Raw genomic sequence first — 26,500 nt, forward strand, 5'->3', positions numbered from 1 at the left:
TCGGTGCTCCTCGCAGGTCGGTGCTGCGTCCGGCCGGGTCAGGGATCCGTCCGACCAGGGGCACCGGGCTGCCGGGGGACCCGCGGACGACGCGCCTGCGCGGTCCCGGACGGCCCGGACGGCCCGGACGCGGCAGGGTCGACGGGCTCGACGGGCTCGACGGACGCGACAGGTCCGACGAGGCCTGCGGGCTCGGCTGCGGACGGACCGGCCCCGGCGGGAACGGCGGGCGGGGAGGGCGGGGAGGGCGGGGCGGCCGACCAGGGTGCGGCGGGGGCCGCGTCCGGCTCCCAGCCGTTGCTGTGCAGTTCGCCGACGGCGGTGGCGGTGGCGGGTGCACCGGACAGGCCGGGGCGGCCCTCGGCCTCGTGCTCCCGGAGCAGCATCAGCGCTTCGCGGTGGGCGAGCGGGTCGCCCGCGTCGGCGGCCCGCCGGTACCACTCCAGGGCGCGCTGCGGCTGGCGGCGCTCGGCGAGCATCCGGGCCGCGGCGAGCAGGGCGTCCCGGTCGCCCTCGTCCGCCGCCCTCCCGTACCAGGCGAGTGCGTCGTCGATCCGGCCCCGGCTCTCCAGCATCTCGGCGGCCTCCTGGGCGGCCCGTCGGTCGCCGCTGTCGGCGAACCGCTGCACCCAGGCGATGGCCCCGTCCCCGCAGGTCGACCCGGACAGCATCCGGGACGCCTCGCGCAGCCGCTCCCGTTCCGGTCTGTCGGTGGAGCGGAGCAGCAGACCGGCCTCGAAGAAGCGACCGGCCTCCTTGAGCAGTTCCACCGCCTCGTCCAGCAGCGCGGGCCCGGAGCGGTCGGCCGGAACAGCGGTGGTGGCGGTGGTGGCGGCCGTGGCCCGGTGGGTCCGGTCGCCGTCGCGGGTGCGGGTGGCCGGTGCGGGGTGCGCGGCCCGCAGGGCGGGCGCCTGCGGGGCCCACCGTTCGAGGTTCGGTGCGAGCGGGGCGGCGCTCCGGACGGCGGCGGGCAGGGCGTGCCGGTCGCCCGCCGCGGCCGCGGCCCGGTACCAGCCGACGGACTCCCGGGAGCGGCCCAGTTCGCCCAGCAGGCGGCCGAGTTCGCGCATCGCGTAGACGTCGCCGTGGGCGGCGGCTCGCTCGTACCAGTGGACGGCGCGGGTGGTGTCGCCGTGCCGCTCCAGCAGGTCGGCGGCCTGGAACCGGGAGGTCTCGCAGCCCGCTTCGGCCGCCTTCCGGTACCAGTCCAGCGCCCCGCCCGGGTCTCCGTCCCGCTCGCACTGCTCGGCGCGTTCGCGCAGCGCCTGCGGGTCGCCGATGTGCGCGTACCAGGGCGGGTTGCCGTACTGGCCGTGCCGGGCGAGCAGTGCCGCGGCCTCGTGCCAGGCGGTCTCGTCGCCGTGGGCCGCCGCGCGTTCGTACCAGGCGGCGGCCTCGTCGATCCGGCCGGCGGCCTCCAGCATCCTGGCCGCCTCGTGCACGCCGACCACCGCGCCGCGGGCCCAGGCCCGTTCCCACCAGGCGGCGGCCTCGTCGGTCCGGCCCGCGGCGGCGCAGAGCCTGGCGCAGTCGGCGGCGGCCTCGTGGTGACCGTCGGCCACGGCCCGTTCGAACCACTCCAGTGCCTCGTCGCCGCGGCCGAGCCCGGCGAGCAGGCGCCCGGCCCGGTGCAGGGCGGTGGGGTGGCCGGCCCGGGCGGCCTCCTCGAAGCGGTGCAGGGCCGGTGCGGTCTCGCCGTGGCGGCCGAGGAGTTCGGCGGCCCGGCAGTGGGCGTCGGTGTCCCCGGCCCGGGCGGCCCGGTCGTACCAGCCGACGGCCTGCTCCAGGCTGCCGTCCCGTTCGAGCAGTTCGGCCGCCCGCACGGCGGCCTGCGGCACGCCCCGGTCGGCGGCCGCGCCGTACCAGTCGGCGGCCTCGGCGGTGCGGCCCGCTTCGGCGAGCAGGGCGGCGCCTACCGACAGCGCCGCATGGTCCCCCGCCTCGGCGGCCGAGGCGCAGAGCCCGACCGCGATCCGGGTGAGGCCCCGGGTCGCCGCCGACCGCGCGAGGGCGGACCGGTCGGCGGGGTGGGCATACCGGGCCAGGCACTCCCACAGCCCGGCCGGGACGGTGCGCCCCTCCCGTTCCGGCCGCAGCTGCCGCACCAGGGCCTCGGCGAGCCGCACCTCGTGACCGCCCGCCGCCCGGAGCGCCCCTGCGCCGCGGGGTGCCGTGGTGCCGCGCGGCAGCCGACCGGCCACGGCCGGACCGCCCGCCGGGTCTCCGGTGGTCAGCAGCGCGCCCGCGCCGGGGACGGCCTTGCGCAGGTACTCCAGCCCGTCGGCGACCCAGCCGGGGCGGAGGGCGTTGCGCTCCCCGGCGGTCAGGTAGTGCGGGGCGGACGCCGCCAGCAGCGCCGCGGGCAGGACGGGACGGTGGCCGAGGCGCACCGCGTCCAGCGCGGCGTCGAGGACGGCCCGGGCGGCGGGCGGTGCCGAGCGGTAGCGGTTCACCAGCCGCGCCCCGGCCGGTGCCGGCCCGCCGACCGCTGCGCGCCGGGTGCTGCTGCCGGTTCCGGTCACCGTCGTCGACCGGATCCGGCGGCCGGTGCCGTCCGCGGTCCGGACGACCGTCGCGGCCCGGACGACCGTCGTCCCCCGGGCGGCTGCCGACCGCCGGACGGACGGGCAGGGCGCGAGCGGGACGGGCCCGCCCGGTGCGCCGTCGGCCCGCTGCCGGGGGAGCGGGGCCCGGAGACGGTCGGCCTCCAGCAGGGCGGCCCAGTAGGAGGCGGGTCGCACCGGTCGGCCCGCGGCCCGGGCCAACTCCCCGGCCACGGCGGTGAGTCGGTCCACCTCGCGGGGCACCGAACGTCCGGAGAGCCAGCCGTGCAGGGTGGACGGGCCGATGCCGCCGGTCCTGGCCAGTCGCTTCTGGGTGACCGCCCGGCCGCCGACCCGGCGGGCCTCGTCCCAGAGCGGCAGGAGTTCGCGCAGCACTGCGGAGCGGGCCGCACGGCCCTTCGCCTGCACGTCTGTTGTCATGCCAGCTCCCCGGCCGGACGCGGACCGGATCTTCGAATCCGCTCCCCTGCGTGCAGGGTACGCACTCGACTACCCCCTCGTACCGACTTCTCCTCGAATCACGTTCCGGATCGGTGGTCCTGCCCCTGTACGGGCCCGCCGCCTGGTAAAGGGGCGTCAGCGCCCGGGCGCGGCCGCTCTCACAGTCGCCGCCCGGCGCTGCTGAGGTCGAAGTTCCGGCGGTGAAACAGGGCGGCCCCGGTCGGGAAACACCCTCCGAGCATGCTCGGTGCCACGACAGCGACCGGGTCACGGGCCACCGAAGGCCCGTCCGGTCGAGGCCTCCGGCGGGACCGGAGGCGTGCTGCGCCCCGGAGCGACGGTGATCCGGTCGGCGCTCGGCCAGCCCGCCAGCTCCGACCTCCCACCGTCCGGAGCACGACCTCGGAGGGACTTCCCGATGACCACCACCAAGCCCACACTGCTCCTGGTCGGCTACGGCATGGTCGGCCACCGCTTCCTGGAGGCCCTGGCCGACACCGGTGCCGCTGCCCGCTACCGGGTCGTCGTCCTCGCCGAGGAGCCCCGGCCCGCCTACGACCGGGTCGGCCTGACCTCCTACTTCTCCGGCCGGAGCGCGGACGACCTGCTGCTCGCCGAAGAGGGCTTCACCGATCGGCACGGGTTCGAGGTGCACCTCTCCTCCCCCGCCGTCTCGCTCGACCCGGCGGCCCGGACCGTCACCACGGCCGCCGGGCACACCCTCTCCTACGACACCCTGGTGCTGGCCACCGGCTCCTACCCCTTCGTCCCGCCGGTGGACGGCCGGGACGCCGAGGGCTGCTTCGTCTACCGCACCATCGAGGACCTCCAGGCGATCGAGGCGTACTCGGCCGGGGCCCGGGTCGGTGCGGTGGTCGGCGGCGGCCTGCTCGGGCTGGAGGCCGCCGGTGCGCTGAAGGGCCTGGGCCTGGAGACCCACGTGGTGGAGTTCGCGCCGCGGCTGATGCCCGTCCAGGTCGACGACGCCGGCGGCGCCGCGCTGCGGCGGACCATCGAGTCAATGGGCGTGGTGGTGCACACCGGCATCGGCACCAAGGCGATCACCGTCGCCGAGGGGCGCGCGGTCGGCATGTCCTTCACCGACGACTCCGAGCTGGCCACCGACCTGGTGGTCTTCTCCGCCGGTGTCCGCCCCCGCGACCAGCTGGCCCGCGAGGCCGGTCTGACGGTCGGTGAGCGCGGCGGCATCGCGATCGACGAGCACTGCCGCACCTCCGACCCGCACGTCTTCGCCATCGGCGAGTGCGCCCTCGCGGTGGACGGCCGGGTGTACGGCCTGGTCGCCCCCGGCTACGAGATGGCCGTCTCGGTGGCCCAGCAGCTCGCCGAGCAGGCCGCGCAGCCGTTCACCGGCGCGGACCTCTCCACCAAGCTCAAGCTGCTCGGCGTCGACGTGGCCAGCTTCGGCGACGCCTTCGGCAGCACGCCCGGCTCGCTCGACGTGGTCTACTCCGACTCCCGTTCCGGCGTCTACAAGAAGCTGGTGGTCACCGGCGAGGGGGAGCTGCTCGGCGGCATCCTGGTCGGCGACGCCTCGGCCTACGCCACGCTCCGCCCGCTGGCGGGCACCGGTCGGCCGCTGCCCGTCCCCGCCGAGTCGCTGGTCCTGCCCGCCGGTGCGGACACCGCCGTCTCGCTCGGCAGTTCCGCACTGCCCGACGAGGCGGTGGTCTGCAGCTGCAACAACGTCACCAAGGGCACGATCCGGGCGGCCGTCACCGACCACCAGTGCACCACCGTCCCCGAGGTGAAGAAGTGCACCCGGGCGGGCACCAACTGCGGCTCCTGCGTGAAGCTGCTCGGCACGATCGTCGCGGACGAGCTGGAGGCCGGCGGCGTCGAGGTCGACCGGGGCCTGTGCCCGTGCTTCGCCCACACCCGGGCCGAGCTGTACGAGATCGTCCTGGTCAAGCGGATCCCCACGCACCGCCAGCTGCTCGCCGAGCACGGCCGGGCGCCGGAGGGCTCCGAGGGCTGCGAGGTCTGCAAGCCGACGGTCGCCTCGATCATCGCCTCGCTGGCACCCGAGCTGGAGGCCTCCGGGCACATCCTGGACGGCGAGCAGAGCGGCCTGCAGGACACCAACGACCACTTCCTGGCGAACCTGCAGAAGAACGGCTCCTACTCGGTGGTGCCGCGCATCCCCGGCGGCGAGATCACCCCGGACAAGCTGATCGTGATCGGTGAGGTGGCCAAGGAGTTCGGCCTCTACACCAAGATCACCGGCGGTCAGCGGATCGACCTGTTCGGCGCCAGCGTGGACCAGCTGCCGATGATCTGGAGCCGACTGGTCGCGGCGGGCTTCGAGTCCGGCCACGCGTACGGGAAGTCCCTGCGCACCGTGAAGTCCTGCGTCGGCTCCACCTGGTGCCGCTACGGCGTGCAGGACTCGGTCGCCATGGCCATCCAGCTGGAGCTGCGCTACCGCGGCCTGCGCTCGCCGCACAAGCTCAAGTCCGCGGTCTCCGGCTGCGCCCGCGAGTGCGCCGAGGCCCGCGGCAAGGACTTCGGCGTCATCGCCACCACCAACGGCTGGAACCTGTACGTCGGCGGCAACGGCGGTGCCACCCCGCGGCACGCCGACCTGCTGGCCCAGGACCTGGACGACGAGCAGCTGGTCCGCCTGATCGACCGCTTCCTGATGTTCTACATCCGCACCGCCGACCGGTTGGAGCGCACCTCCACCTGGTTGGAGCGGATCGAGGGCGGCCTGGACCACGTCCGCGAGGTGGTGGTCGAGGACTCCTTGGGCATCGCCGAGGAGCTGGAGGCCCTGATGGCCCGCCACATCGGCGACTACCAGGACGAGTGGGCGGCGACCCTGGCCGACCCCGAGCGGATGCGCAGGTTCGTCTCCTTCGTCAACGCCCCCGGGGTGCCCGACCCGAGCATCCGCTTCGTGCCCGAGCGCGACCAGGTCAAGCCCGACCTGGTGCTGCTGGCCACCGAGGAGCAGCTGCTCGCCGCCCTCGACCCCGACAACGCCCCGTTCCCGGCCGACCGCATCCTGGAGGAAGCCCGATGACCATCACCGCCTCTGCCACCCGGGTCGAACTGCTCTCCCCCGCCGGCTGGTCCCCGGTCTGCGACTGGGACCTGCTGGTCCCCGGCCGCGGCGTCGCCGTCCTGCTGCCGGACGGCCGCCAGGCCGCCGTGTTCCGGGACGGCAGCGACCGCATCTACGCCGTCGACAACCGCGACCCGTTCACCGGCGCGTACGTCCTCTCCCGGGGCCTGATCGGCTCCACCGCGGACGGCCGGGTCTACGTGGCCTCGCCGCTGCTCAAGCAGCGCTTCGACCTGCTCACCGGGGAGTGCCTGGACGACGAGGACGTCCGGATCGCCGTCCACACGGCCCGCTCCGCCTGACCGGACGGGGGCGGGGGCCCGGCCATCCGTCCGACCCAGCCGCCCGATCCAGCCGCCCGGCCCGCCTGACCGACCTCGTCCCCGTCGTCCCGCCGACGGGGGCGAGGTCAGTGCTGTTGCCGGAGCGAGGCCAGGACGGCGGCGGCCATGCCCTGTTGGCCCTGGGCGTTCGGGTGGATCGGTGCCAGCCCCTGGTCGGCGGCGAGGGGCTCTATCCACCGGGTGCCCGCGGCCTCGCACATGTCGTGGCCGGCGGAGGAGGAGTAGGTGTCGACGAACGCCACCCCGGCGGCTTCGGCCCGCTGCCGGAGCATGCTGTTCAACTGCTGTTCCTGCTCCGCGACGAAGCCGACGTCGGCACCGGCGATCCCCTCGCCCAGGGTGTCGACGCAGCGGCCCGGGTCCTGCGGCACCAGGGCCGGGTACCCGACAAGCAGCACCTCGGCCTGCGGGGCCCGCCGTTTGATCTCGGCGAGGACCGCGGCGAGCCGTTCCCCGGTGGTCGTCATCTTCCGCTGGACCTCGCCGCGCCCGGCGCCGGTCGTGTAGTACGCCCGACAGGGCGCCTCGTCGCCCCGGCCGGTCAGGCCGTGCCGGACGTTCTCGATCGCGCAACGGCCCAGCACGTCGAGGAAGCCTGCGTCGTTGCCGCCGATTCCGAGCGTCACCAGCCGGGTGGCCGCGCCGAGCGCGTCCAACTGCGGCGGGTTGGTTCCGTCGTCGGTCCGCTGGGCGGCCGTCAGGTCGCCGGTGCGGGCGCCGCTGCAGCTGACGTCGGTGAAGTCCTTGAGGCCGAGCTGCTGGGCCACCAGCGACGGGTAGTTGACGCCCGAGCGGCCGCAGCCCTGCGGGGAGCCGTGCTGGGGCGGGATCCGCAGGCCCGAGGTGTAAGAGTCCCCGAGGGCGACGTACGGCCCGGTGACCGGGGTGGCGGAAGGCGCCGGAGAGGCCCGGTCGGGCTCCGGCGACGGGGCGGCCGACCCCGCGCTGCACCCGGCGGTGCCGATCAGGGCCGCCCCCGCCAGGACCGCCGCGGCGGTCGACAACCCGCGGCGCACCTACTCGGCGCCGCGCTCGTGCTCGGCCAGGAACTCCTCGAACCTGCGGCCGAGCTCGTCGGCCGAGGGGAGGTCGCTGGCCTCGGCCAGGAGGCTCTCCCGGTCGACCGCGCCGGAGACCGCGTCGTACTGGCCCTCCATGCCCTGGATCGCCGAGCGCAGCTCGCCGTCGCCCTGGGAGAGCTGGTCCTCGATCTCGGCGTAGACCTCGTTGACCCGGGCCCGCAGCTCGCTGCCGGGCAGGACCAGGCCGGTCGCGGACTGGACGGCCTCCAGGATCGCCACCGCCGCGGCCGGGTAGGAGGAGCGGGCGATGTAGTGGGGGACGTGGGCCGCGAAGCCCAGCACGTCGTGCCCCGCCTCGCCGAGCCGGTACTCGACCAGTGCCTGGGCGCTGCCGGGCACCTGTGCCTGGTCGAACCACTTGGGGTGCCCCGCCGCCAGGTCCACCCGGTTGCCGTGCGGGGTGAGACCGACCGGACGGGTGTGCGGGACGCCCATCGGAATGCCGTGGAAGGAGAGCGCGAGCCTGATCTCGAACTGCTCCACCAGGTGGCCGACGGCAGCCGCGAACAGCTCCCACTCGGTGTCCGGCTCGGGGCCCGTGAGCACCAGGAAGGGCGCGCCCACCGCGTCGCGCACCAGTTGGAGCTGGATCTCCGGCGGGTCGTAGTCCGTCCAGCTCTCGCGGTCGAAGGTCATCGCGGGGCGGCGGGCCCGGTAGTCGACCAGCCGGTCGTGGTCGAAGCGGGCCACCACCTGCGGGGCCCCCTGCTCCAGTAGGTGCGCAACGACCTGACCGCCCGCCTCACCGGCGTCCATGAAGCCCTCGAAGTGGTACAGCAGCACCAGGCCGGCACCGGCCTCGGCGGCGGCGCGGGCCGCCGCCAGGGCGGTCACACCCTGCGGTTCCAGCTCGTACAGCTCCTTGGGATCACGCACGGCGCACCCATCCCCGTTCCGTCTCGTCGTCTCGGAATGCTTTCGGATCTGATCTGTCCAGCGTGCGACGGCCCGCCGACATTCCCGTCCCCGCACGAGTCTTCACGCCGTCTCTCGAATCCTCTCACCTCCGGGTAAAGCGCCTGGTCGCGGGCGTGGCAGACGGGTCGACCGGTAGGGCGGCGGAGCGTCCCGGCGTGCCGAAAGGACCCACACGCCCCCGTTGGCGCGCCGCGAAGTGACGCACCGCCTTCTGGCGGGTATCGTCCTCTCGCTGCCTCGCATCGTCGCGTCGTCGCGCCACGCCGTCTGTCACGTCGTGGGCCACGCCCCGGTCCGTTGCGCTGCCAGCCATCCCATGCGCACCTTGCCTTCACCTGGCCGCCTGCTTCGCTTCGTGATCTCGTTTCCCTCTCGGCCATCTCGCGGACGCACACTGTCCCGTCGCTCATCCCGCCGGATCGGTCCGTCGACCCGTGTCCGCACCGGCACCGCGCTGCCCGCCTCCGGGCTGCCGTCCCGCCGCACGCCCGAGCCTCTGGCGTAGCGCCCCCGGGCGGCCGTTCTCCGGGGCCGGGGCGATACGACCACTGTCCTCGCGCCGCGAACCCGGCACGCGGGCACCCGACGACCGCCGAAGGACCGAAGGATCCGTGCCCGTACCCGTCACCCTCTACGGCCGCACCGTGCGGCTGGAACCTCTCGCCGAGCACCACGCCGCAGCCTTGGCCGTGGCCGGTTCCGAGGACCGTACGACCTACGCCTTCACCCCTGTCCCGCACGGCCTGGAAGCCGCCCGGGAGTACGTCGCCCGTGCCCTCGCCGATCGGGCGGCGGGCCGGTCGATGCCGTTCGCCACCGTGAGCACGGCCGACAACCGGGTCGTCGGCTCGACCCGCTTCCTGGAACTGGACTACTGGCAGGGCCCGCTGGTCTGGCCGCCCGCGCCGGGCGTGCCGCACGGTGACCCGCTGCAGGCGGTGCCGGACGCCGCGGAGATCGGCAACACCTGGCTGTCCCCGCGGGCGCAGGGCACCGGCATCAACACGGAGGCGAAGCTGCTGATGCTGCGGTACGCCTTCGAGGTGTGGCGGGTGCAGCGGATCTCGCTGCGGGCGGACGCCCGCAACACCCGCTCCCGGATCGCCATCGAGCGGCTGGGCGCCACCTCCGAGGGGGTCCGCCGGGCGCACTCCCGCGGCCTGGACGGGGTGGTCCGGTCCACTGCGTTCTACTCGATCCTGGACGAGGAGTGGCCCGCCGTCCGGGACATCATCGAGTTGCGGATCGCCGCCGCGACCTCGCCCAGCGCGCCGGACCCGGCGCCGCTCAACCAGGAGTGCCTTAGACACGGCAGCCCCCTGGTCGCCGATCCGATGATCGGTGACTCCCTGGTGTCGGCTGCCTGAACCGGCCTTCCCGTTCCGGGGCGGGTGCGCGACGTCAGCGGCGTCGGGCACCCGCCCTGTCCGGTTCCTCCCCGGGGTTTCCCGGGGTTTCCCGGGATGGGGTTCCCGGGGTTCTCTGCGCTCTGTCGAGTTGTCAAGGAGCACGGACAGCACGGCGTTGGGCCCACCTCCGCTCCTGGGTGTGATCCTGCTGACGCTCCACCGGACCGGCCCGTGCTCCGCCGCTCGGCTCAGCCCTCGCCCCCTTCCGCTCCGGCTCCGGAACCGGATGCGGACCCGGCCGCCTCCGCGGCGGCGGCCAGGTGCTGGAGCGCCGCGAGGTGCTCCGACAGGGCGGCGCGGCCCTGCTGGGTCGCGGAGAGCCAGGTGCGGGGCCGCTTCCCGACGTAGCCCTTGCGGGCCCGCAGGTAGCCGGCCGTCTCCAGGCCCGCCGCGGTCTTGCTGAGCACCGAGTCCGAGACCTGGCAGTAGTCGCGGACGACGGAGAACTCGGCTTCCTGGCATCCGCTGAGGAAGGCCAGGACGGTGAGCCTGGTGGGCTGGTGGAGTATCGGGTCGAGTCCGTTCACTGCTCGCTGCTCATGCTCTGCTCCTTGACGTCTCGATTGGCCAGGGTGATGACGCCCCACACGGCCAGGCCGCCGACCACGCCCGCGGCCGCCATGGCCCACCCCTGCTCGCCGGTGGCCAGCCAGGTGCCGAGCCAGGCCAGCACCGCCAGCAGGACGGTCAGGACGAGCGCCCGCAGGACGTTCGGCGGGACCTTGGTCTTCTCGAACTGCGCGGCGACCCCGCTGGAGCGCATGGCCACCCGCACTATGGCCGCCAGCACCGCCGCGAGGGCGGCCGCGCACAGCGGTATCAGCCACTGCGCCTGTCGCTGGAAGCTCTGCCCGATCGCCGCGCAGTAGACCGCGAGGGCGGCGCCCACCCCGGGGCCGTACCACCAGGGCATCGGCGCGGGCCGCCGGGCTGCTGCCTGGGCTCGCTGGGCGAGCTCCAACGCCTGTGCGGGCGTGAGCTCCTCGGACTGCTCGTGCGCGTGCTGCCTGTCGTCAACCATCGGTTCCCCCGAGCGGACGTGCCGTCGAATCCGGCCCGCTGCCGGATCAAGTGCTGCCACTCTGTCACGTACTTTCCAGAAGGGAAAGTAATTTTCCGACGGCCCGTCAGCGGCCCCCTCAGCAGCGCGGATCGACCTCCCGGAAGGTGGCGTAGTGGTCGGCCGTCCAGTACTGCTCGCCGGTGCCGCCGGTGACGATCCGCCTGGTCCCGCGGTCGCCCGACCCGGGCGTGACCACGGTGAACTCGTGGTAGTAGCCGCTCCCCTGACGGGGCAGCCGCCCCTCCCGGTTCTCGAAGACGACGCCGTCCGAGCGGTACGGGTAGGGGCCGCCCCGGGCGATCAGGCCGAGCGTGTCGAGGGCCTGGGCGGGCAGTGCGCTGCGGCAGACGTCGGCCAGCGCCGGATCGGTGGGCGTCCAGGCGGCCCGGGCGGTGGGCGACTTGGCCGGAGCCGAGGGCTTGGGCGTGCTCGCGGCTGCGCCCCGGGTCGCGGCGGCGGACCCGGTGGGCCCGGCGGACGGGGACTTCGCGGCGCTCGCACCGTCCGGGTCGTTCCCGCCGTTCAGCAGGGCGGCGACCCCGGCGGCGAGGCCGAGCAGGATCGCGGCGACGAGGCCGACCAGGCGGTTTCTGCTGTTCATGCCCCAAGCCTGCCGCACCGGCCCACCCGGACGGCGCAGGCGGAGGACGCGGTCGGACGGCGCGGTCGGACGGGCGGGGCGCCCGGCCCGGGGAACGCCGCCGGGGCGGGAGCGGACGCCGTTGTCCGCTCCCGCCCCGGCTGCTCCGTACGGCGGCTCTCCTGCGCCGAGCTCCGCCGTACGCCCCTCCCCTTCCGGAGGGGTGCGGTCAGTGAACCGCGCTGCTTCGTGTCAGCGCGAGTCGCTGCCCGCCGTCTCGATGGCGGCGCGGCCTGCCTCCAGGCGCGCCACCGGGATCCGGAAGGGAGAGCATGACACGTAGTCCAGCCCCACCTCGTGGAAGAAGTGCACCGAGTCGGGGTCGCCGCCGTGCTCGCCGCAGACGCCGAGCTTGAGGTCGGGGCGGGTGGCCCGGCCGGCCTGCGCGGCGTTCTTGACCAGGGCGCCGACGCCGTCGCGGTCGATGGTCTCGAACGGGCTGACCCCGAAGATGCCCTTCTCCAGGTAGGCGGTGAAGAAGGAGGCCTCGACGTCGTCCCGGGAGAAGCCCCACACGGTCTGGGTCAGGTCGTTGGTGCCGAAGGAGAAGAAGTCGGCGGCCTCGGCGATCTGACCCGCGGTCACGGCGGCGCGCGGCAGCTCGATCATGGTGCCGAGCTTGATGTCCAGGCTGACGCCGGTGGACGCGGCGACCTCGGCGAGCACCCGCTCGCACTCGTCGCGGACCAGCTCCAGCTCCTGGACGGTGCCGACCAGCGGGATCATCACCTCGGGGCGCGGGTCGCCGCCGGCCAGCTTGCGCTCGGCCGCGGCCTCGGCGATCGCCCGGACCTGCATGCCGAACAGGCCGGGGATGACCAGGCCGAGGCGGACGCCGCGCAGGCCGAGCATCGGGTTGGCCTCGTGCAGCCGGTGCACGGCCTGGAGCAGGCGCAGGTCGTTCTCGTTCGGGTCCTTGCGGGCCTCGGCGAGGGCGACGCGCACCGACAGTTCGGTGATGTCCGGCAGGAACTCGTGCAGCGGCGGGTCGAGCAGCCGGACGGTGACCGGGAGGCCGTCCATCGACTGGAAGAGCTCCAGGAAGTCGCCCTTCTGCAGCGGCAGCAGGCTGGAGAGCGCGGTCTCGCGGTCCTTGTCGTTGTCCGCCAGGATCAGGTGCTCGACCTCCTTGCGGCGCTCCTCGCCGAGGAACATGTGCTCGGTGCGGCACAGGCCGATGCCCTGGGCGCCGTACCGGCGGGCGCGGTTCGCGTCCTCGGCGTTGTCGGCGTTGGCGCGCACCGCGAGGCGGCGGCGGCCGTCGGCGTGCGACATCAGCCGGTGCACGGCCTGGACCAGCCCGCCCTGGACGTCGGCGCCGGCGTGGATGGTGCCCTCGAAGTACTCGACCACCGGGGACGGCAGCACCGGGACCTCGCCCAGGTACACCTTGCCGTTGGCGCCGTCGATGGAGACCACGTCGCCCTCGTGGACGACCTGGCCGTCGGCGGTGGTGAACTTGCGGTTCTTGGTGTCGACCTCCAGTTCCTCGGCGCCGCAGACACAGGTCTTGCCCATGCCGCGGGCGACCACGGCCGCGTGCGAGGTCTTGCCGCCGCGCGAGGTGAGGATGCCCTCGGCCGCGATCATGCCTTCGAGGTCGTCCGGGTTGGTCTCGCGGCGGACCAGGATGACCTGCTCGCCGGAGCGCGACCACTTCACCGCGGTGTACGAGTCGAAGACCACCTTGCCGACCGCCGCGCCGGGCGAGGCGGCGATGCCGTACGCGACCGGCTTGGTCTCGGAGGTGGGCGCGAAGCGCGGGAACATCAGCTGGGCGAGCTGGCCGCCGGTGACCCGGTGCAGCGCCTCGTCCAGGTCGATCAGGCCCTGGTCGACGAGCTGGACGGCGATCCGGAACGCGGCGGCGGCGGTGCGCTTGCCGACCCGGGTCTGCAGCATCCAGAGCTTGCCGCGCTCGATGGTGAACTCGATGTCGCACAGGTCCCGGTAGTGGGTCTCCAGGGTGTGCATGATGGTCATCAGCTCGTCGTACGACTTCTTGTCGAGCTGCTCCAGGTCGGCCAGCGGCAGGGTGTTGCGGATGCCCGCCACCACGTCCTCGCCCTGGGCGTTCTGCAGGTAGTCGCCGTAGACGCCCTGGGTGCCGGTGGAGGGGTCGCGGGTGAAGGCGACACCGGTGCCCGAGTCCTCGCCGAGGTTGCCGAAGACCATGGTGCAGACGTTGACGGCGGTGCCCAGGTCGTTCGGGATGCGCTCCTGCCGGCGGTACAGGCGGGCCCGGTCGCCGTTCCAGGAGTGGAAGACCGCGTGGATCGCCAGGTCGAGCTGCTCGCGCGGCTCCTGCGGGAACTCCCGGCCGGTCTCCCGGAGCACGATCGCCTTGAAGGTGGCGACCAGCGACTCCAGGTCCGCGGCGGTGAGGTCCAGGTCGTCGGCGGTGCCCTTGGCGTGCTTGGCCTCGTCCAGCGCCTCCTCGAACAGCTCGCCGTCGACGCCCAGCACGGTCTTGCCGAACATCTGGACCAGGCGGCGGTACGAGTCCCAGGCGAAGCGCTCGTTGCCGGACTGGGCGGCGAGCCCGGCCACCGAGGCGTCGGAGAGGCCGATGTTCAGGACGGTGTCCATCATGCCGGGCATCGAGAACTTGGCACCCGAGCGCACCGAGACCAGCAGCGGGTCGTCGGCCTGGCCGAGCTGCTTGCCCATCTGCTGCTCGAGGGCGGCCAGGTGGCCGGTGATCTCCTCGTTCAGCGATCCCGGCTCGCTGCCGGTCTCCAGGAAGACCTTGCAGGCGTCGGTGGTGATGGTGAACCCCGGAGGGACGGGGAGACCCAGGTTGGTCATCTCGGCGAGGTTCGCACCCTTCCCGCCGAGAAGGTCCTTCAGGTCCTTGTTTCCTTCGGTGAAGGAGTAAACAAACTTCTGCTGCGCCGCCACGGGTCGTTCTCCTCGCACACGGTTGGCCTGACGCCGGAGAACATACCCATTTCGAAGGCCTTCTAGGGGAGCGAATAGCTCGTACGAGCTGCTGGGCGGGCGATTGGCCAGCAGATCTAATGCCCGGGCGGGCGTTTGCCTGCGTTGCTGAAATCGTCCGGATGACGCTTGTGACAGTTCAAGAAGTGAAGGCGTCGCCACATACAGCTCACGCGAACCGGACACATGGTGACGGCATTCGCTCCGCCACGTTTCCCCGGCTTGATTTCCTGCAGCCAGCCGCGGCGATCCGCCGGAGAGCCCGTTCGGGAAGCGATCCCGACTTGTACACCTTGGCGAAGTCTGCTGACCGACTGTCACTCGCCACGATATGTGGCCAGCATCACGAGCGCATCTCAGCCGTCGAGCGGAGTCGGCCTACGTCGGGCATCGCTTTCCGTTGATTCTCTCGTCGCTCTGCGTTGCTCGAATTCGCCTCCGAGGAGCCCTACTGTCCAGCTTGGACAACACGGCCGGGACGTCGCGGCCAGGCCGGGATTTACGTCAGACCTGCCATTGAGTACAGATCAGCCACCAGAAGTGTCCGATTCGGCGTCTTCGGCGAGCCGGGCACACTCGTACGGATCGTCCAACCAGCCTTCGGGCAGGACCACCCGGTTGTTGCCGCTGGTCCGGCCGCGGGGGCCGTCGGCGCCGATCGGCCAGCTCTGCTCCTGGTCGACCAGGGCCAGCGTCTCCGCGAGCTCGGTCAGCGAGCTGGAGCTGGCGAGCCGCACCCGCAGCTCGGACCCGACCGAGAAGCCCTTGGTGTACCAGGCGACGTGCTTGCGGAAGTCGATGACGCCACGGGCCTCGTCGCCCAGCCACTCCCCCAGCAGTTGGGCGTGCCGCACCATGGCGCGGGCCACGTACGCGAAGGTCGGGCGGGCGTAGTCGACCTCCCCCTCGAAGATCGACACCAGGTCCTTGAACAGCCAGGGCCGTCCCAGGCAGCCCCGGCCGACCACCACGCCGTCGCAGCCGGTCTCGCGCATCATCCGCACCGCGTCGTCGGCGGACCAGATGTCTCCGTTGCCGAGCACCGGGATGCCGGACGGGACGGACTCGCGGAGCCGGGCGATGGCCGACCAGTCCGCGGTGCCGCCGTAGTGCTGGGCCGCGGTGCGGCCGTGCAGGGCGATCGCGGAGACACCCTCCTCCGCGCCGATCCGGCCCGCGTCGAGGTAGGTGAGGTGCTCGTCGTCGATGCCCTTGCGCATCTTCATGGTGACGGGCAGGTCACCCGCGTTGGCGACCGCCTGACGCAGGATGTCGCGCAGCAGGTTGCGCTTGTACGGCAACGCGGAGCCGCCGCCCTTGCGGGTCACCTTGGGGACGGGGCAGCCGAAGTTGAGGTCGATGTGGTCGGCCAGGCCCTCCGCGGAGATCATCCGCGCCGCCTTGCCGACGGTCTCCGGGTCCACCCCGTACAGCTGGATCGAACGCGGCTTCTCGCTCGGGTCGAACTTGATCAGCTGCATGGTCTTGGCGTTGCGCTCGACCAGGGCGCGGGTGGTGATCATCTCGGAGACGTACAGGCCCCGGCCGCCGCTCTGCTCCCGGCACAGGGTGCGGAAGGGGGCGTTGGTGATGCCGGCCATCGGCGCCAGCACCACCGGCGGCCAGACCTGCATCGGCCCGATGTTCAACGGGGCGAACTCCGGCGTGCCGGGTGCTGCGGGAGTGGCCTGGGCGGTGTCGGGCGTGGTGGTCATGCGCGGCGGATCCTCATACGGGTAGGGCCCCAACGGCGGGCTTCCGGACTCTCCATTCTCTCCCACCCGCCGGACCGGGCGGTCCGGGCGGTCAGGACGCCCCCGCCCGGCCGATGGTGACGGTGCCGGAGGCGGAGGTGACGTCGAGCAGCCGTGGTGAGTCGACGTCCTGCAGGGACTGGTCGACCGCCCGGTGGCCGCCGTCGAGGCTGAGGTCGATCCGGTACCGGCTGTGGTCGTCGGGCAGTTGCAGGACGAGGTTCCCTGAGGCGAGGCGGGTGGTGACCTCGTCCGGCGGGCGGTCGTACTGCAGGGTGACGTCCCCGGAGGAGGAGGACAGCTGGGCTCTGGAGGCGCTCAGCCCCGTTCCGGTGATCTGGCCGGACCCGCTCCGCGCCCAGACCGGCCCGCTGACCCCGGTCAGTTGGATCTGGCCGCTGCCGGTCTCCGCCGAGACGCTGCCGGACAGGCCCACGACCTCCGTCCGCCCGGAGCCGTTGCGGGCGTGGACGGTGGTGGTCGGCGGCACCTGTATCTCCAGGGACACCGGGCAGCCCTGCAGGACCCGGGCTTCCGGGCAGCCGACGGAGAGCGACATCGTGCCCGCGTCTATCCGCTCGGCGACGGTGGGCTTCCGCAGGGCCCAGCCGATCCGCTCGGACACCACCACCCGGTCGGTGGCCCCGGAGCGGACGGTGACCTGGGCCGGGCCGGCGTCGATGTCGAGCTGTCCGACCGGCTCGAAGTACGTCCGCTCCTGGGTGGTCTCCTGCTGGACGAGGAACGCCCCCGTGGCCCCGGCGCCCAGCAGGAGGACGCAGGCCAGGACCAGCACGCCGACGATCCGCCAGGCCCGGCGCTCGCCCGGGCCCGCTGCGGCGGGCGGCCCGACCGGCCCCGGGACCGGCAGCCAGCGGGCGAGCCGGCCCGGCCCGGGAGCGGACCGCTGCTCCGGCGGGTGTTCCGACGGGACGGCTCGGGTCACTGGCTGACCTCCAGGAAGCGCAGCACCGCGAGCACCCTGCGGTGGGTGTCCTCCGCGGGCGGCAGGTCGAGCTTGGTGAGGATGGAGTTGATGTGCTTGGAGACGGCGCTGTCGCTGACCACCAGGGACTCGGCGATCGCGGTGTTCGAACGCCCCTCGGCCATCAGGGCCAGCACGTCCCGCTCGCGGGGCGTCAGCCGGTGCAGCGGATCCCTGTCGCGGCGCAGCAGCAGTTGGGCGACCACCTCCGGGTCGAGGGCGGTGCCGCCCTGGGCGACCCGCTGCAGCGCCTCCACGAACTCGTCCACGTTGGCGACCCGCTGCTTGAGCAGGTAGCCGACGCCGCTGGTGTTCTTGGCCAGCAAGTCCGCCGCGTAGCGCTCCTCGACGAACTGGGAGAGCAGGACGACCGCGGTGCCGGGCCACTGCCGCCGGATCATCAGCGCGGCCCGGACCCCCTCGTCGGTGAACCCCGGGGGCATCCGGACGTCCGCCACGACGATCTGCGGGCGGTGCTCCTCGACGGCGGCGAGCAGCGCCTCGGCGTCCCCCACGGCGGCAGCGACCTCGTAGCCCTCGCTCTCCAGTACCTTGACGATGCCGATCCTCAGGAGGACCGAGTCCTCGGCGATCACAGCTCGCATGGCAGCTCCATGGTGATGGTGGTCGGGCCCCCGCGGGGGCTGGTGACGGCGAAGGATCCGTCGACCGAGGCGGCGCGCTTGCGCAGGCCGGTGAGGCCGGTGCCGCGGTCGGCGTCCGCCCCGCCGACGCCGTCGTCGGTGACGGTGATGTGCAGCCGGTCGGCGGCCCGGCGCAGGACGAGGTCGATGCGGGAGGCCCGGGAGTGCTTGGCGGCGTTGGCCAGGGCCTCGGAGACCGTGAAGTAGGCGACCGCCTCCACGGTGGGGGCTATCCGGCCCGGGAGGTCGACCGTGAGGTGCACGGGGACGGGGCTGCGGGCGGCGATGCCGGAGAGCGCCGCGTCGAGCCCGCGGTCCTCCAGCACCGCCGGGTGCAGGCCGCGGACCAGGTCGTGGAGCTCCTTGACGGCTGCCTGTGCCTCCTCGTGCGCGGCGACGATGACCTCCATGGCTTCGGCCGGGAGGTGCTTGAGGGTGCGCCGGGCGAGCCCCAGGTTCATCGCGAGCGAGACCAGGCGCTGCTGCGCACCGTCGTGCAGGTCCCGTTCGATGCGGCGCCGTTCGGCGTCGGCCGCATCCACCACGTCCACCCGGCTGCGGGCCAGGTGCTCGACGCGGCGCTCCAGGAGCTCCGCCCGGTTGGGGCCGAGCAGGGCCCGGACCGCCCACAGGTCGACGGCGGCGAACAGGGCGGCGAGCCAGGGCACGACGGCCAGCAGGAGCAGGCCGCCGAGGGTGGCGACGGCGCCGTCGACGACCCAACCCGGCCGGGCCCGCAGGGAGTTGCCGGGCGGCAGCAGCCAGACCCAGCCGAAGAAGCCGAGCAGGACGGCCGCGGCCCCCCAGAGGCCGATCACCAGGCCGGCGCACAGGGCCTGCACCGGGGCGACCACCAGGTGGTGGACCGCCTGCCGCCACGTCAGCCCCGCGCGGAGCCGGGCCAGCCAGGCCGCCCCGGGCGGGACCCGGCCCGGGACCTCCACCCCGCGCAGGGCGCGGACCCGGCTGCGCTGGGCGGTGGTCAGCAGGTCGAGGAGGGCCACGGTCAGGAGCAGCCACAGCAGCAGGACGCCGCCCGAGGCGCCGGGGACGACCAGCCATGGCAGGCCGAACGGGAGGCCCGCGGCCAGGAACAGCGAGTCCCGTCGAGCGCCCGCGGACCACGGCGTGCGCGCGGCCAGGGCGGCCAGGACGGCCCGGCCCGCGGCGCCCCGGACCGCCCGGCGCGGGGGCGTGTCGATCTTCGACTGGAACATGCGGATCAGCGTAGAGGCCGCCCGATTTCGGCTTCCATGGCGCAGGCCTCCGTGTTTTTGGTGTACCTGGGTACACCAAAAACACGGATGCGTGCATTACCGACAAGATCCTTGCTCCGAACGATTCTTGACGGCATGACGAACACGAACCTGATGCGTTGCGGCCGCGGCCCGTTCTCCCCCTTCCGGGCGACGGCCCCCGGTTCCTCCGACTTCCTCCGCGAACTCGTCCACGAACCGGACGGGTTGGGGCTGATCGCCGCGGTCGGCCCGTGGGCGGCGCGGCTGCGGGCCGGTCGCCGACCGGCCGTGGAGGTCTACGAGTACGGCGAACTGCTCGACGTCGTGGTCGAGTCGCCGCTCGGTGGCACCGGGCTGCGCGGGGCACGGCGCGGGGCGTCCGGGAGGCCGGGCGGCGGTCCGTTCTCCTGTGCCTGGGGCCGGTTGCCGCCCTGCGGGGCGCCCCCGCCGGTGCGCTTCCTCACCGGCGGCCTGCGGCGGCGGGCGACGGGGGCCTCGGCCGTGCGGACGGCGGGCCGGTTCTGGTTCGCCTCGGCGGCCGGCGAGTTCCGCTGGGCGCAGTTGCCGGTGCCCGGCTGCGCCTGCGCGGGGCACACGGAGCAGAAAGGTGCAGCATGAGCGGGTTCCTCACCGGGCCCGTCCGGGCCGGTGCGGGTGGCCTCGTCCGGACGGGGCGTCCGACGGTTCCGGGCCCGCGGGCCCGGTGGCTGCGACCGGAAGTGCTGCTCCTGGGCTGCGGGTTGATCCTGCTGCCCTGGTCGGTGCTGCTCGCCTCGCTTCCCGGCGGCCCTCCCTGGGCGGTGCTCGACCTGGCCGAGTCGGCCGCCCTGTCCGCTGCCGCCGTGCAGCTGCGGCGAGGGCGGCGCCCGTTCGGTCCCGCCGTTCTGGCCGGCGTCCTGCTGGTCACGGACGCCGGGTGCGACGTGGCGACGGCGACCGGCCGGTCCGAGTTGCTGGTCGCCCTGCTGATGGCGGTGTGCGCGGAGTTGCCGCTGGCAGCCGTGTGCTGGTCGGTGGCGTTCCTCGCGGACGGCCGCGGTCCGGCGTCGGCTGCCGGTCGGTGGCGTCGGTTCCGGCCGCTCCGGGAGCGTGCCGCCACCCCGGCTCCGGTGGGCGAACTGCCCATCGGCTTCCCCACGGAAGGAGTGTCAGTGCAGAACGTCCACCTGACGGAGCGGTCCGCTCAGGGAGCCGTGCCCGGGCCCCCGGCGAGCCGGTCGTACGCCGGGGTGTCGAGCCGGCTGCTGATCGCCGCGGCGTCGGCCGGGCCGGGTTGCCCGGCCGACGCCGGGAAGTTCTGCCCCGGCCCCGGTCCCTCGGCAGCCCCGGGGGTCGGCGGGTGCGGCCGCCCCACCCGGGCGCCCGGCGCGGTGCTGGCCACCAGGCCGCGGCCCCGCACCGGTGCTCGGGCAGCCCTGCCCCGCCCGGGCCGGTCGCATCCGGTGCCGTCCGCCGGGGCGAGAGCGGCCGCCTCCGCCCGGCGCGATCCCGGGGTACGGCGGCAGCCCTCCCCGGAACGGCAGAACCGCTACGGGGAGGGGGCCCGCGACAGCCCGGCGGGAGGCGGACCGGTTCGCGTCGCCGCTCTCCGGCCAGGTACTGAGCGCCCAGAGGGAACGGTCCGCGGGGCGGAGGTCCCGGACGTCCCTCCCCGCGCCTGACCCGTCCGCCCCCGCCAACTCACCCGACCCACCCACCCGCCCGTTCCCGAGCCGAGAGGAGTCGCACGGCCCCACCGATGCTCCGGCGGCCGACACCGCCACCGACCTGATCGCATTCCTCCTCCCTGCCCCTCCTGCTCCTTGACTCCTGCACAGTGCGATCGACCCTGCCGACCGTCGCCCGTGATCCGGCCATCGGCCCCGCTACCGGGGCCGCGCTCGCCGGTGCGGGGCACGGTCGGCAGGGACTGCCGCGCATCGGATCCCCGGGTGCGGGCCGGGCGCGGTACGGCGGGTCGCCGCGCAGAAAATGGAAAGCCGCCGGTCGGGGCCGGTGCGATGATGACGCCATGACGACGAGCCCGGTCCTCCCTCCGCTGGAGGCGCGCACCCGCGAGCAGTTGACGGCCGCGGTCGCGTCCGGAGCCCGCCCGAAGTACCTGCACTTCTGGGGGCACCGGCCGCAGCGGGACGGGCAGATCGGGCCAGGTGCGCTCAGCCAGTGGTGGCCCTCCCCGTTCACCGTCGACGGGGTCGAGTACCGCACCGCCGAACACTGGATGATGGCCGGGAAGGCCCGGCTGTTCGGGGACGAGGAGGCCGTCCCGGGCATCCTGCGGGCACGGACGCCCGCGGAGGCGAAGAACCTGGGCCGTCTGGTCGCGGGGTTCGACGAGGAGCGGTGGGTGGCGCACCGCTTCGAACTGGTGGTGGTCGGCAGCACCGCGAAGTTCGGACAGGACGAACGGCTCCGCGCGTACCTGCTCGGCACCGGCGGGCGCGTCCTGGTGGAAGCCAGCCCGCTCGACCGGATCTGGGGCATCGGGCTCGCGGCCGACGACGAGCGGGCGAACTCCCCCGCCCGGTGGCAGGGTTCGAACCTGCTCGGTTTCGCCTTGATGGAGGCACGGGCCCGGCTGACGGGCTGACCTCATCCCCCGGTGAACGCTACCGGGGCAGTAGCTGACCCGCTTACCACACAAACAGGGTGCGCCGACCGGGATTTGGCCGAAACTACCGAGTCCCGTCGGCCTTCCGCACCACACCGGCCACTCGCGCCCCCATCTCGCAAAGGTTAAGACTTGCTCCCGTAACGTGGCCGCCGTACGGCACCGCCAGGATGGCCACCAGTTGTTGTGTTCGGAGGCCGGGCGGGTGGCCTCCACGGAGAGGTCGGGGCGGGGCGCGATGACCGTACACAATCCGGGGCCGGACTCGGCCGATGTCCAAACGCTCAGAGCGGAGTTGGACGAACTACTGAGGGCGCGGCAGTTCGCCGCGCAGCGCGAACGCAGACTCGCCGAAGCCGTCCGGGGCGGCCACGAACCCGACCACGCGCCCGCGTACGGCCGCCCGCCCAGGCAGCCCGATCCCGAACTGCTGCGGCAACTCGTCCAGGCCCAGCACCTCCGCGAAGGACTCGGCGCACGCTGCCTGGAACTGAGCGACCGCCTCCTGGCTGCCGAGGACCGGCAGTTGGCGGGCCGACTGGCCAACGGACCCTCCCCCGCCCTGCCCGACACTCCCCGGAGCCGCACCGAAGAACCCGGGGCCCACCACCGCCCGACCGGGCCGACCGCTTCCCTGGTGCCTCCGCAACGCCAGTTCCCCACCGGGGCCCGCTTCGGCAGCGGACACCGCACCGGCCCCGCCCCCGACCGGAGCGCCGCATCCGAAGAACCGAGCGGCACGACCGATGCCGCCGCCCCGATCACTCCCCCGACCGCCGACGCCCCGCAGCTGCGCGGCGCCCGGTTCGGGACCAGCCGCCCGCTGCGGCTCGCCCGGCAGAGCGACGACCCCGCTGCCGCCTCCGTTCCCCCGCCCCGCACCGACAGCGGACAACACGGCACGGCCGCCCGGGGCAGCAACCCGAACGCCGGAACGGATGAACCCGTCGGCACCTCCTGGGCCAGAACGCGCCCCCCTCACACGGGCCTTGACAGCAAAAGGGCCGGAAGCACCGTCCCCCCGCACGCCGGAGGCGACAACACCGGCAGCAGCACCGGCAGCGGGCCCCGGGCCAGGACGGGCGTGGAGTTGGTCACCCTCGTCCAGCGGATCGCCGACCTGCACCGGCAGGGTGCGGTGCACGAGTCCGCGGCCCTCGTCGGCCAGGCGGCGCTGATGATCACTCCGGGCGACCTGGTCGCACTGGCCACGCTGCTGCGTGCCGAGGGACCGGCCGGTTCCTCCACCTATCTGGCCAGGTCGGTGGCCGCCGGCGCCCCGGAGCACGCGGCGGCCGCCCTGGCCGAACTACGCCGCGCGGGGCTGGTGGACGAGGCCGCCGACCTGTTCCACGCCCTGTGGTCGGTGAGCACGCAGGTCCTCCCGGCGCTGCTCGCGGCGCTGGAGCAGTCCGGGCAGTCCGCCGACGGGCAGACCCTGCTGTGGGAGCGCGCCTCCGCCCCCGCCGCTGAACTCTCCGAACTGACCGGGAAGCTGCGGTCGGCCGGGCGTTCCGACGACGTCCGCCACCTGCTGCGCCAGGCGGCGGGTCGACCGGTCGGGGAGGTCGCCGCGATCGCCGCTGCGCTGGACGGGGAGTCAGCTGCCGAGCTGGTCGGCGAGCTGGTGCGGATGCGTTCGGCGAGCGATGTCGGCCAGTTCGCGGCCGCGGTCCGGGATTCGGCGGAGTTGTACGACGCGGTGCTGTTCGCCGCCGACGGCCTGGAGGAGAACCGGGCCCGCAGCGCGTTCGCGGCGCTGCGCACCGCCGGATTGCCGACCGAGTCGGCACCCAGGTCCCGGCCGAAGTCCCGCCTGCGCCGCTGAACGGGCTTCCGCCCGGCTCTTCGTTCCTCCGGCCCGGCCGCGGGCGGGAACGGGGAGCAGGAGGCCAGTGGAACGGAGCGACTGGGCCGGGCCGTTGGGCGCGTCCGCCCCGAGAACGCCGTCCGGCCGACGGGACGCCCCGGGAGGGGCGCCCGTCGGCCGGACGGAGGACTGACTGGCTGACTGGCTGGCTGGCTGGCTGGCTGGCTGGCTGGCTAACTGACCAGCCCGCTGCGGCGCTGTTTCCGGTGCCCGGTGTCAGCAGCCGATCAGGCGGGCGCCCAGGTAGGACTTCACCTGGTCGAGCGACACCCGCTCCTGCGCCATGGTGTCACGCTCGCGCACGGTCACCGCGTTGTCCTCGAGGGTGTCGAAGTCGACGGTGACGCAGAACGGGGTGCCGATCTCGTCCTGGCGGCGGTAGCGCTTGCCGATCGCGCCGGCGTCGTCGAACTCGACGTTCCAGGCGGAGCGCAGGTCGGCGGCGAGGCCGCGGGCCTTGGGCGAGAGGTCGGCGTTGCGGGACAGCGGGAGCACCGCGACCTTGACCGGGGCCAGCCGCGGGTCGAGCCGCATGCCGACGCGCTTCTCCATGACGCCCTTGGCGTTCGGCGCCTCGTCCTCGAAGTAGGCGTCGAGCAGGAAGGCCAGCATGGCGCGGTTGAGGCCGGCCGCGGGCTCGATGACGTACGGGAAGTACCGCTCGTTCGCGTCCTGGTCGAAGTACTTGAGGTCCTGGCCGGAGTGCTCGCTGTGCACCGTCAGGTCGTAGTCGGTGCGGTTGGCCACGCCCTCCAGCTCGGAGAACTCGCTGCCGCCGAAGTTGAAGCGGTACTCGATGTCCACCGTGCGCTTGGCGTAGTGGGACAGCTTCTCCTTGGGGTGCTCGAAGAAGCGCATGTTCTCGGTCCGCAGGCCGAGGTCGACGTACCAGTTCCAGCGCTGCTCGAGCCAGTACTCGTGCCAGGTCTCGTCCTCGCCCGGCTTGACGAAGAACTCCATCTCCATCTGCTCGAACTCGCGGGTGCGGAAGATGAAGTTGCCGGGGGTGATCTCGTTGCGGAAGCTCTTGCCGACCTGGGCGATGCCGAACGGCGGCTTCTTGCGCGTGGTGGTCTGCACGGCGCGGAAGTTGGTGAAGATGCCCTGCGCGGTCTCGGGGCGCAGGTAGGCCAGGCCGGAGGCGTCCTCGGTGACGCCGAGGTGCGTCTTCAGCATGCCCGAGAACTCCTTGGGCTCCGTGAAGGCGCCCTTGTTCCCGCAGTTCGGGCAGTTGAGGTCGGCAAGGCCGTTGGCGGGGAGCTTGCCGTGCTTGGCCTCGTAGGCCTCTTCCAGGTGGTCGGCGCGGAAGCGCTTGTGACAGGAGAGGCACTCGGTCAGCGGGTCGTTGAAGGTCGCGACGTGGCCGGAAGCCTCCCAGACCTCGCGGGCGAGGATCACCGAGGAGTCGATGCCGACGACGTCCTCCCGAGCGGTGACCATCGCGCGCCACCACTGGCGCTTGATGTTCTCCTTGAGCTCGACTCCCAGCGGACCGTAGTCCCAGGCGGCGCGGGTACCGCCGTAGATCTCGCTGCAAGGGTAGACGAAGCCACGGCGCTTGCTCAGGCTGACGATCGTGTCGATCTTGTCGGCGGCCACAGTGCTCTCTTCAGTACGACGGCACGGTCAGGGCGCGGCTGGTTGCGCGCGCCCGAATAACTCAGGGTACCGGGGATGCAGGGGCGGGGTTCAACTCGATAGTGGCACGGGCGGGCCGCCGGGTGGCTGTACCGGGAGTGAACAGCCGTGCGTTCTCCGGCGTGTTGGAGGTTGCCCGGTGAGGCTGCGGCAGCACGACGGCGAGGACGGCGCCGCGGGCTCGTAGGGGACGGCCCCACCCAATGCAAGTTGACAATCATTTCCAGATAAGATGAGAATGGTTGTCATGAAGATTCGTCGCCCCTCCCCCCCGGCAGCCCTCGCCGTCACCGCCGTCGTCGGATCGCTGCTGCTCTCCGCCTGCGGCGGCGTCAGCAGCGCGGCGGGGAAGGACGGCGGCAAGCTGGAGGTGGTGGCCTCCTTCTACCCGATGGAGTTCCTGACCCGGCAGATAGGCGGGGAGCACGTCAAGGTCACCGACCTGACCGCCCCCGGCGTGGAGCCGCACGACCTGGAGCTGACCGCCAAGCAGGTCGCGGCCGTCCAGCGGGCCGACGCGGTGGTCTACCTGAAGGGCCTGCAGCCGACCGTGGACAAGGCCGTCGCGCAGTCCCACGTCAAGCACGCGGTGGACGCCACCGCCGTCTCCCCGCTGGTGGACCACCACCTGGACGAGGGCGGGGAGGACGAGAACGAGGCGCACGACGGCGAGCAGGGACACGAGCACGAGCACGAGGGCGCGACCGGCGACCCGCACATCTGGCTGGACCCGACCCGGTACGCGGCGGTGGCCCGCAGCGTGGGCGCCGAGTTCGCGGAGATCGACCCCGCCAACGCCGCCGACTACCAGCGCAACACCGACGACCTGGTGGCCCGGTTGACCTCCCTGGACGGGGAGTTCAAGAAGGGCCTGGCCGACACCGACACCCGGACCTTCGTCACCAGCCACGCCGCGTTCGGCTACCTCGCCGACCACTACGGGCTGGAGCAGGTCGCGATCAACGGGGTCGACCCGGAGGCCGAGCCCACCCCGTCCCGGATGGCCGCGATCCAGCGCGCCGCCAAGGAGAACGGCGCGACCACCGTCTTCTTCGAAGCCCTGGTCAGCCCCAAGCTCGCCGAGACCGTCGCCACCGACCTGGGGCTCAAGACCGCCGTGCTCGACCCCCTGGAGGGGATCAAGGAGCCGGACCGGAACGACTACTTCTCCGTCATGCGGCAGAACCTGACCAACCTGCGGGCCGCACTCGGCGCCCGCTGAACCATCCGAGCGGACCTGAGCGAGCGGCGAGAGCAGAGCGAGGAACCAC

19 protein-coding genes are annotated in these 26,500 nt (G+C 73.4%); 7 read left to right on the plus strand and 12 right to left on the minus strand.

Annotated features, from left to right (window positions below; all coding sequences use genetic code 11):
• Positions 1–38 precede the first annotated feature (38 nt).
• Positions 39–2,984: an SEL1-like repeat protein gene (locus tag OO57_RS00360; RefSeq protein ID WP_106973862.1), complete on the minus strand. Its 2,946-nt coding sequence runs from the start codon at positions 2,982–2,984 to the stop codon at positions 39–41.
• Positions 2,985–3,423: 439 nt separating this feature from the next.
• On the opposite strand from OO57_RS00360, the gene nirB reads away from it, so the two are divergent.
• Together nirB and nirD are read left to right on the plus strand one after the other, a co-directional pair.
• Positions 3,424–6,051 (plus strand): nitrite reductase large subunit NirB, encoded by a 2,628-nt coding sequence (nirB, locus tag OO57_RS00365; protein ID WP_033250163.1) that lies wholly within the window; start codon positions 3,424–3,426, stop codon positions 6,049–6,051.
• Positions 6,048–6,395, plus strand: coding sequence for a nitrite reductase small subunit NirD (gene nirD, locus OO57_RS00370; protein WP_033250164.1), 348 nt, complete (start codon positions 6,048–6,050; stop codon positions 6,393–6,395). Before nirB ends, nirD begins: the two co-directional genes overlap by 4 nt.
• Positions 6,396–6,502: 107 nt before the next feature.
• On the opposite strand, the gene OO57_RS00375 is transcribed toward nirD, so the two are convergent.
• Both OO57_RS00375 and OO57_RS00380 read right to left on the minus strand, forming a co-directional pair.
• Entirely contained in the window at positions 6,503–7,441 is a 939-nt protein-coding gene (locus OO57_RS00375) for an SGNH/GDSL hydrolase family protein (RefSeq protein WP_051776294.1), read from the minus strand.
• A gap of 12 nt (positions 7,442–7,453) precedes the next feature.
• Positions 7,454–8,395, minus strand: a complete 942-nt coding sequence (locus tag OO57_RS00380) for a PAC2 family protein (RefSeq protein WP_033250166.1) — start codon at positions 8,393–8,395, stop codon at positions 7,454–7,456.
• Between the two features lie 653 nt (positions 8,396–9,048).
• Between OO57_RS00380 and OO57_RS00385 the strand changes: the two genes are divergently transcribed.
• The gene (locus OO57_RS00385; protein WP_033250167.1) at positions 9,049–9,804 is read left to right on the plus strand and encodes a GNAT family N-acetyltransferase; all 756 of its coding nucleotides are present in this window, start codon (positions 9,049–9,051) and stop codon (positions 9,802–9,804) included.
• Between the two features lie 230 nt (positions 9,805–10,034).
• Here OO57_RS00385 and OO57_RS00390 read toward each other — a convergent pair whose 3' ends face one another.
• The 8 genes from OO57_RS00390 to OO57_RS00425 all read right to left on the minus strand — a co-directional run bounded on the left by OO57_RS00390 (position 10,035) and on the right by OO57_RS00425 (position 19,089).
• Positions 10,035–10,373 carry a transcriptional regulator gene (locus OO57_RS00390; protein WP_033250168.1) on the minus strand — a complete coding sequence of 113 codons (339 nt, stop codon included), beginning with the start codon at positions 10,371–10,373 and terminating at the stop codon, positions 10,035–10,037.
• Complete coding sequence (locus OO57_RS00395; RefSeq protein WP_033250169.1) at positions 10,370–10,867, minus strand: hypothetical protein; 498 nt, start codon at positions 10,865–10,867, stop codon at positions 10,370–10,372. Before OO57_RS00395 ends, OO57_RS00390 begins: the two co-directional genes overlap by 4 nt.
• A gap of 118 nt (positions 10,868–10,985) precedes the next feature.
• On the minus strand, positions 10,986–11,510 hold the full coding sequence (locus OO57_RS00400) for a ribonuclease (protein WP_033250170.1): 525 nt from the start codon (positions 11,508–11,510) through the stop codon (positions 10,986–10,988).
• 231 nt (positions 11,511–11,741) lie between these two features.
• On the minus strand, positions 11,742–14,450 hold the full coding sequence (gene ppdK, locus OO57_RS00405; RefSeq protein WP_033250171.1) for a pyruvate, phosphate dikinase: 2,709 nt from the start codon (positions 14,448–14,450) through the stop codon (positions 11,742–11,744).
• Positions 14,451–15,016: 566 nt separating this feature from the next.
• Positions 15,017–16,204 carry a tRNA dihydrouridine synthase DusB gene (dusB, locus tag OO57_RS00410; protein WP_418909862.1) on the minus strand — a complete coding sequence of 396 codons (1,188 nt, stop codon included), beginning with the start codon at positions 16,202–16,204 and terminating at the stop codon, positions 15,017–15,019.
• 91 nt (positions 16,205–16,295) lie between these two features.
• A complete protein-coding gene (locus tag OO57_RS00415; RefSeq protein WP_033250172.1) occupies positions 16,296–17,189 on the minus strand; it encodes a DUF4097 family beta strand repeat-containing protein in 894 nt (297 codons plus the stop codon).
• Positions 17,186–17,833 (minus strand): response regulator, encoded by a 648-nt coding sequence (locus OO57_RS00420; RefSeq protein WP_033250173.1) that lies wholly within the window; start codon positions 17,831–17,833, stop codon positions 17,186–17,188. Before OO57_RS00420 ends, OO57_RS00415 begins: the two co-directional genes overlap by 4 nt.
• On the minus strand, positions 17,821–19,089 hold the full coding sequence (locus OO57_RS00425; RefSeq protein WP_033250174.1) for a sensor histidine kinase: 1,269 nt from the start codon (positions 19,087–19,089) through the stop codon (positions 17,821–17,823). The genes OO57_RS00420 and OO57_RS00425 overlap by 13 nt, the downstream gene beginning before the upstream one ends.
• A gap of 135 nt (positions 19,090–19,224) precedes the next feature.
• Between OO57_RS00425 and OO57_RS00430 the strand changes: the two genes are divergently transcribed.
• The 3 genes from OO57_RS00430 (at position 19,225) to OO57_RS00445 (ending at position 23,549) form a co-directional block, all read left to right on the plus strand.
• Positions 19,225–19,728: a hypothetical protein gene (locus OO57_RS00430; RefSeq protein WP_033250175.1), complete on the plus strand. Its 504-nt coding sequence runs from the start codon at positions 19,225–19,227 to the stop codon at positions 19,726–19,728.
• Positions 19,729–21,121: 1,393 nt separating this feature from the next.
• Positions 21,122–21,700, plus strand: a complete 579-nt coding sequence (locus OO57_RS00440) for an NADAR family protein (protein ID WP_051776276.1) — start codon at positions 21,122–21,124, stop codon at positions 21,698–21,700.
• Between the two features lie 316 nt (positions 21,701–22,016).
• Entirely contained in the window at positions 22,017–23,549 is a 1,533-nt protein-coding gene (locus OO57_RS00445) for a hypothetical protein (RefSeq protein WP_033250176.1), read from the plus strand.
• Between the two features lie 258 nt (positions 23,550–23,807).
• On the opposite strand, the gene OO57_RS00450 is transcribed toward OO57_RS00445, so the two are convergent.
• Positions 23,808–25,190 (minus strand): glycine--tRNA ligase, encoded by a 1,383-nt coding sequence (locus OO57_RS00450; RefSeq protein WP_033250177.1) that lies wholly within the window; start codon positions 25,188–25,190, stop codon positions 23,808–23,810.
• 286 nt (positions 25,191–25,476) lie between these two features.
• On the opposite strand from OO57_RS00450, the gene OO57_RS00455 reads away from it, so the two are divergent.
• On the plus strand, positions 25,477–26,451 hold the full coding sequence (locus OO57_RS00455) for a metal ABC transporter substrate-binding protein (RefSeq protein WP_033250178.1): 975 nt from the start codon (positions 25,477–25,479) through the stop codon (positions 26,449–26,451).
• Positions 26,452–26,500: the final 49 nt, after the last annotated feature.

This window comes from Kitasatospora phosalacinea (assembly GCF_000717185.1).
GTDB classification, from domain to species: domain Bacteria; phylum Actinomycetota; class Actinomycetes; order Streptomycetales; family Streptomycetaceae; genus Kitasatospora; species Kitasatospora phosalacinea_A.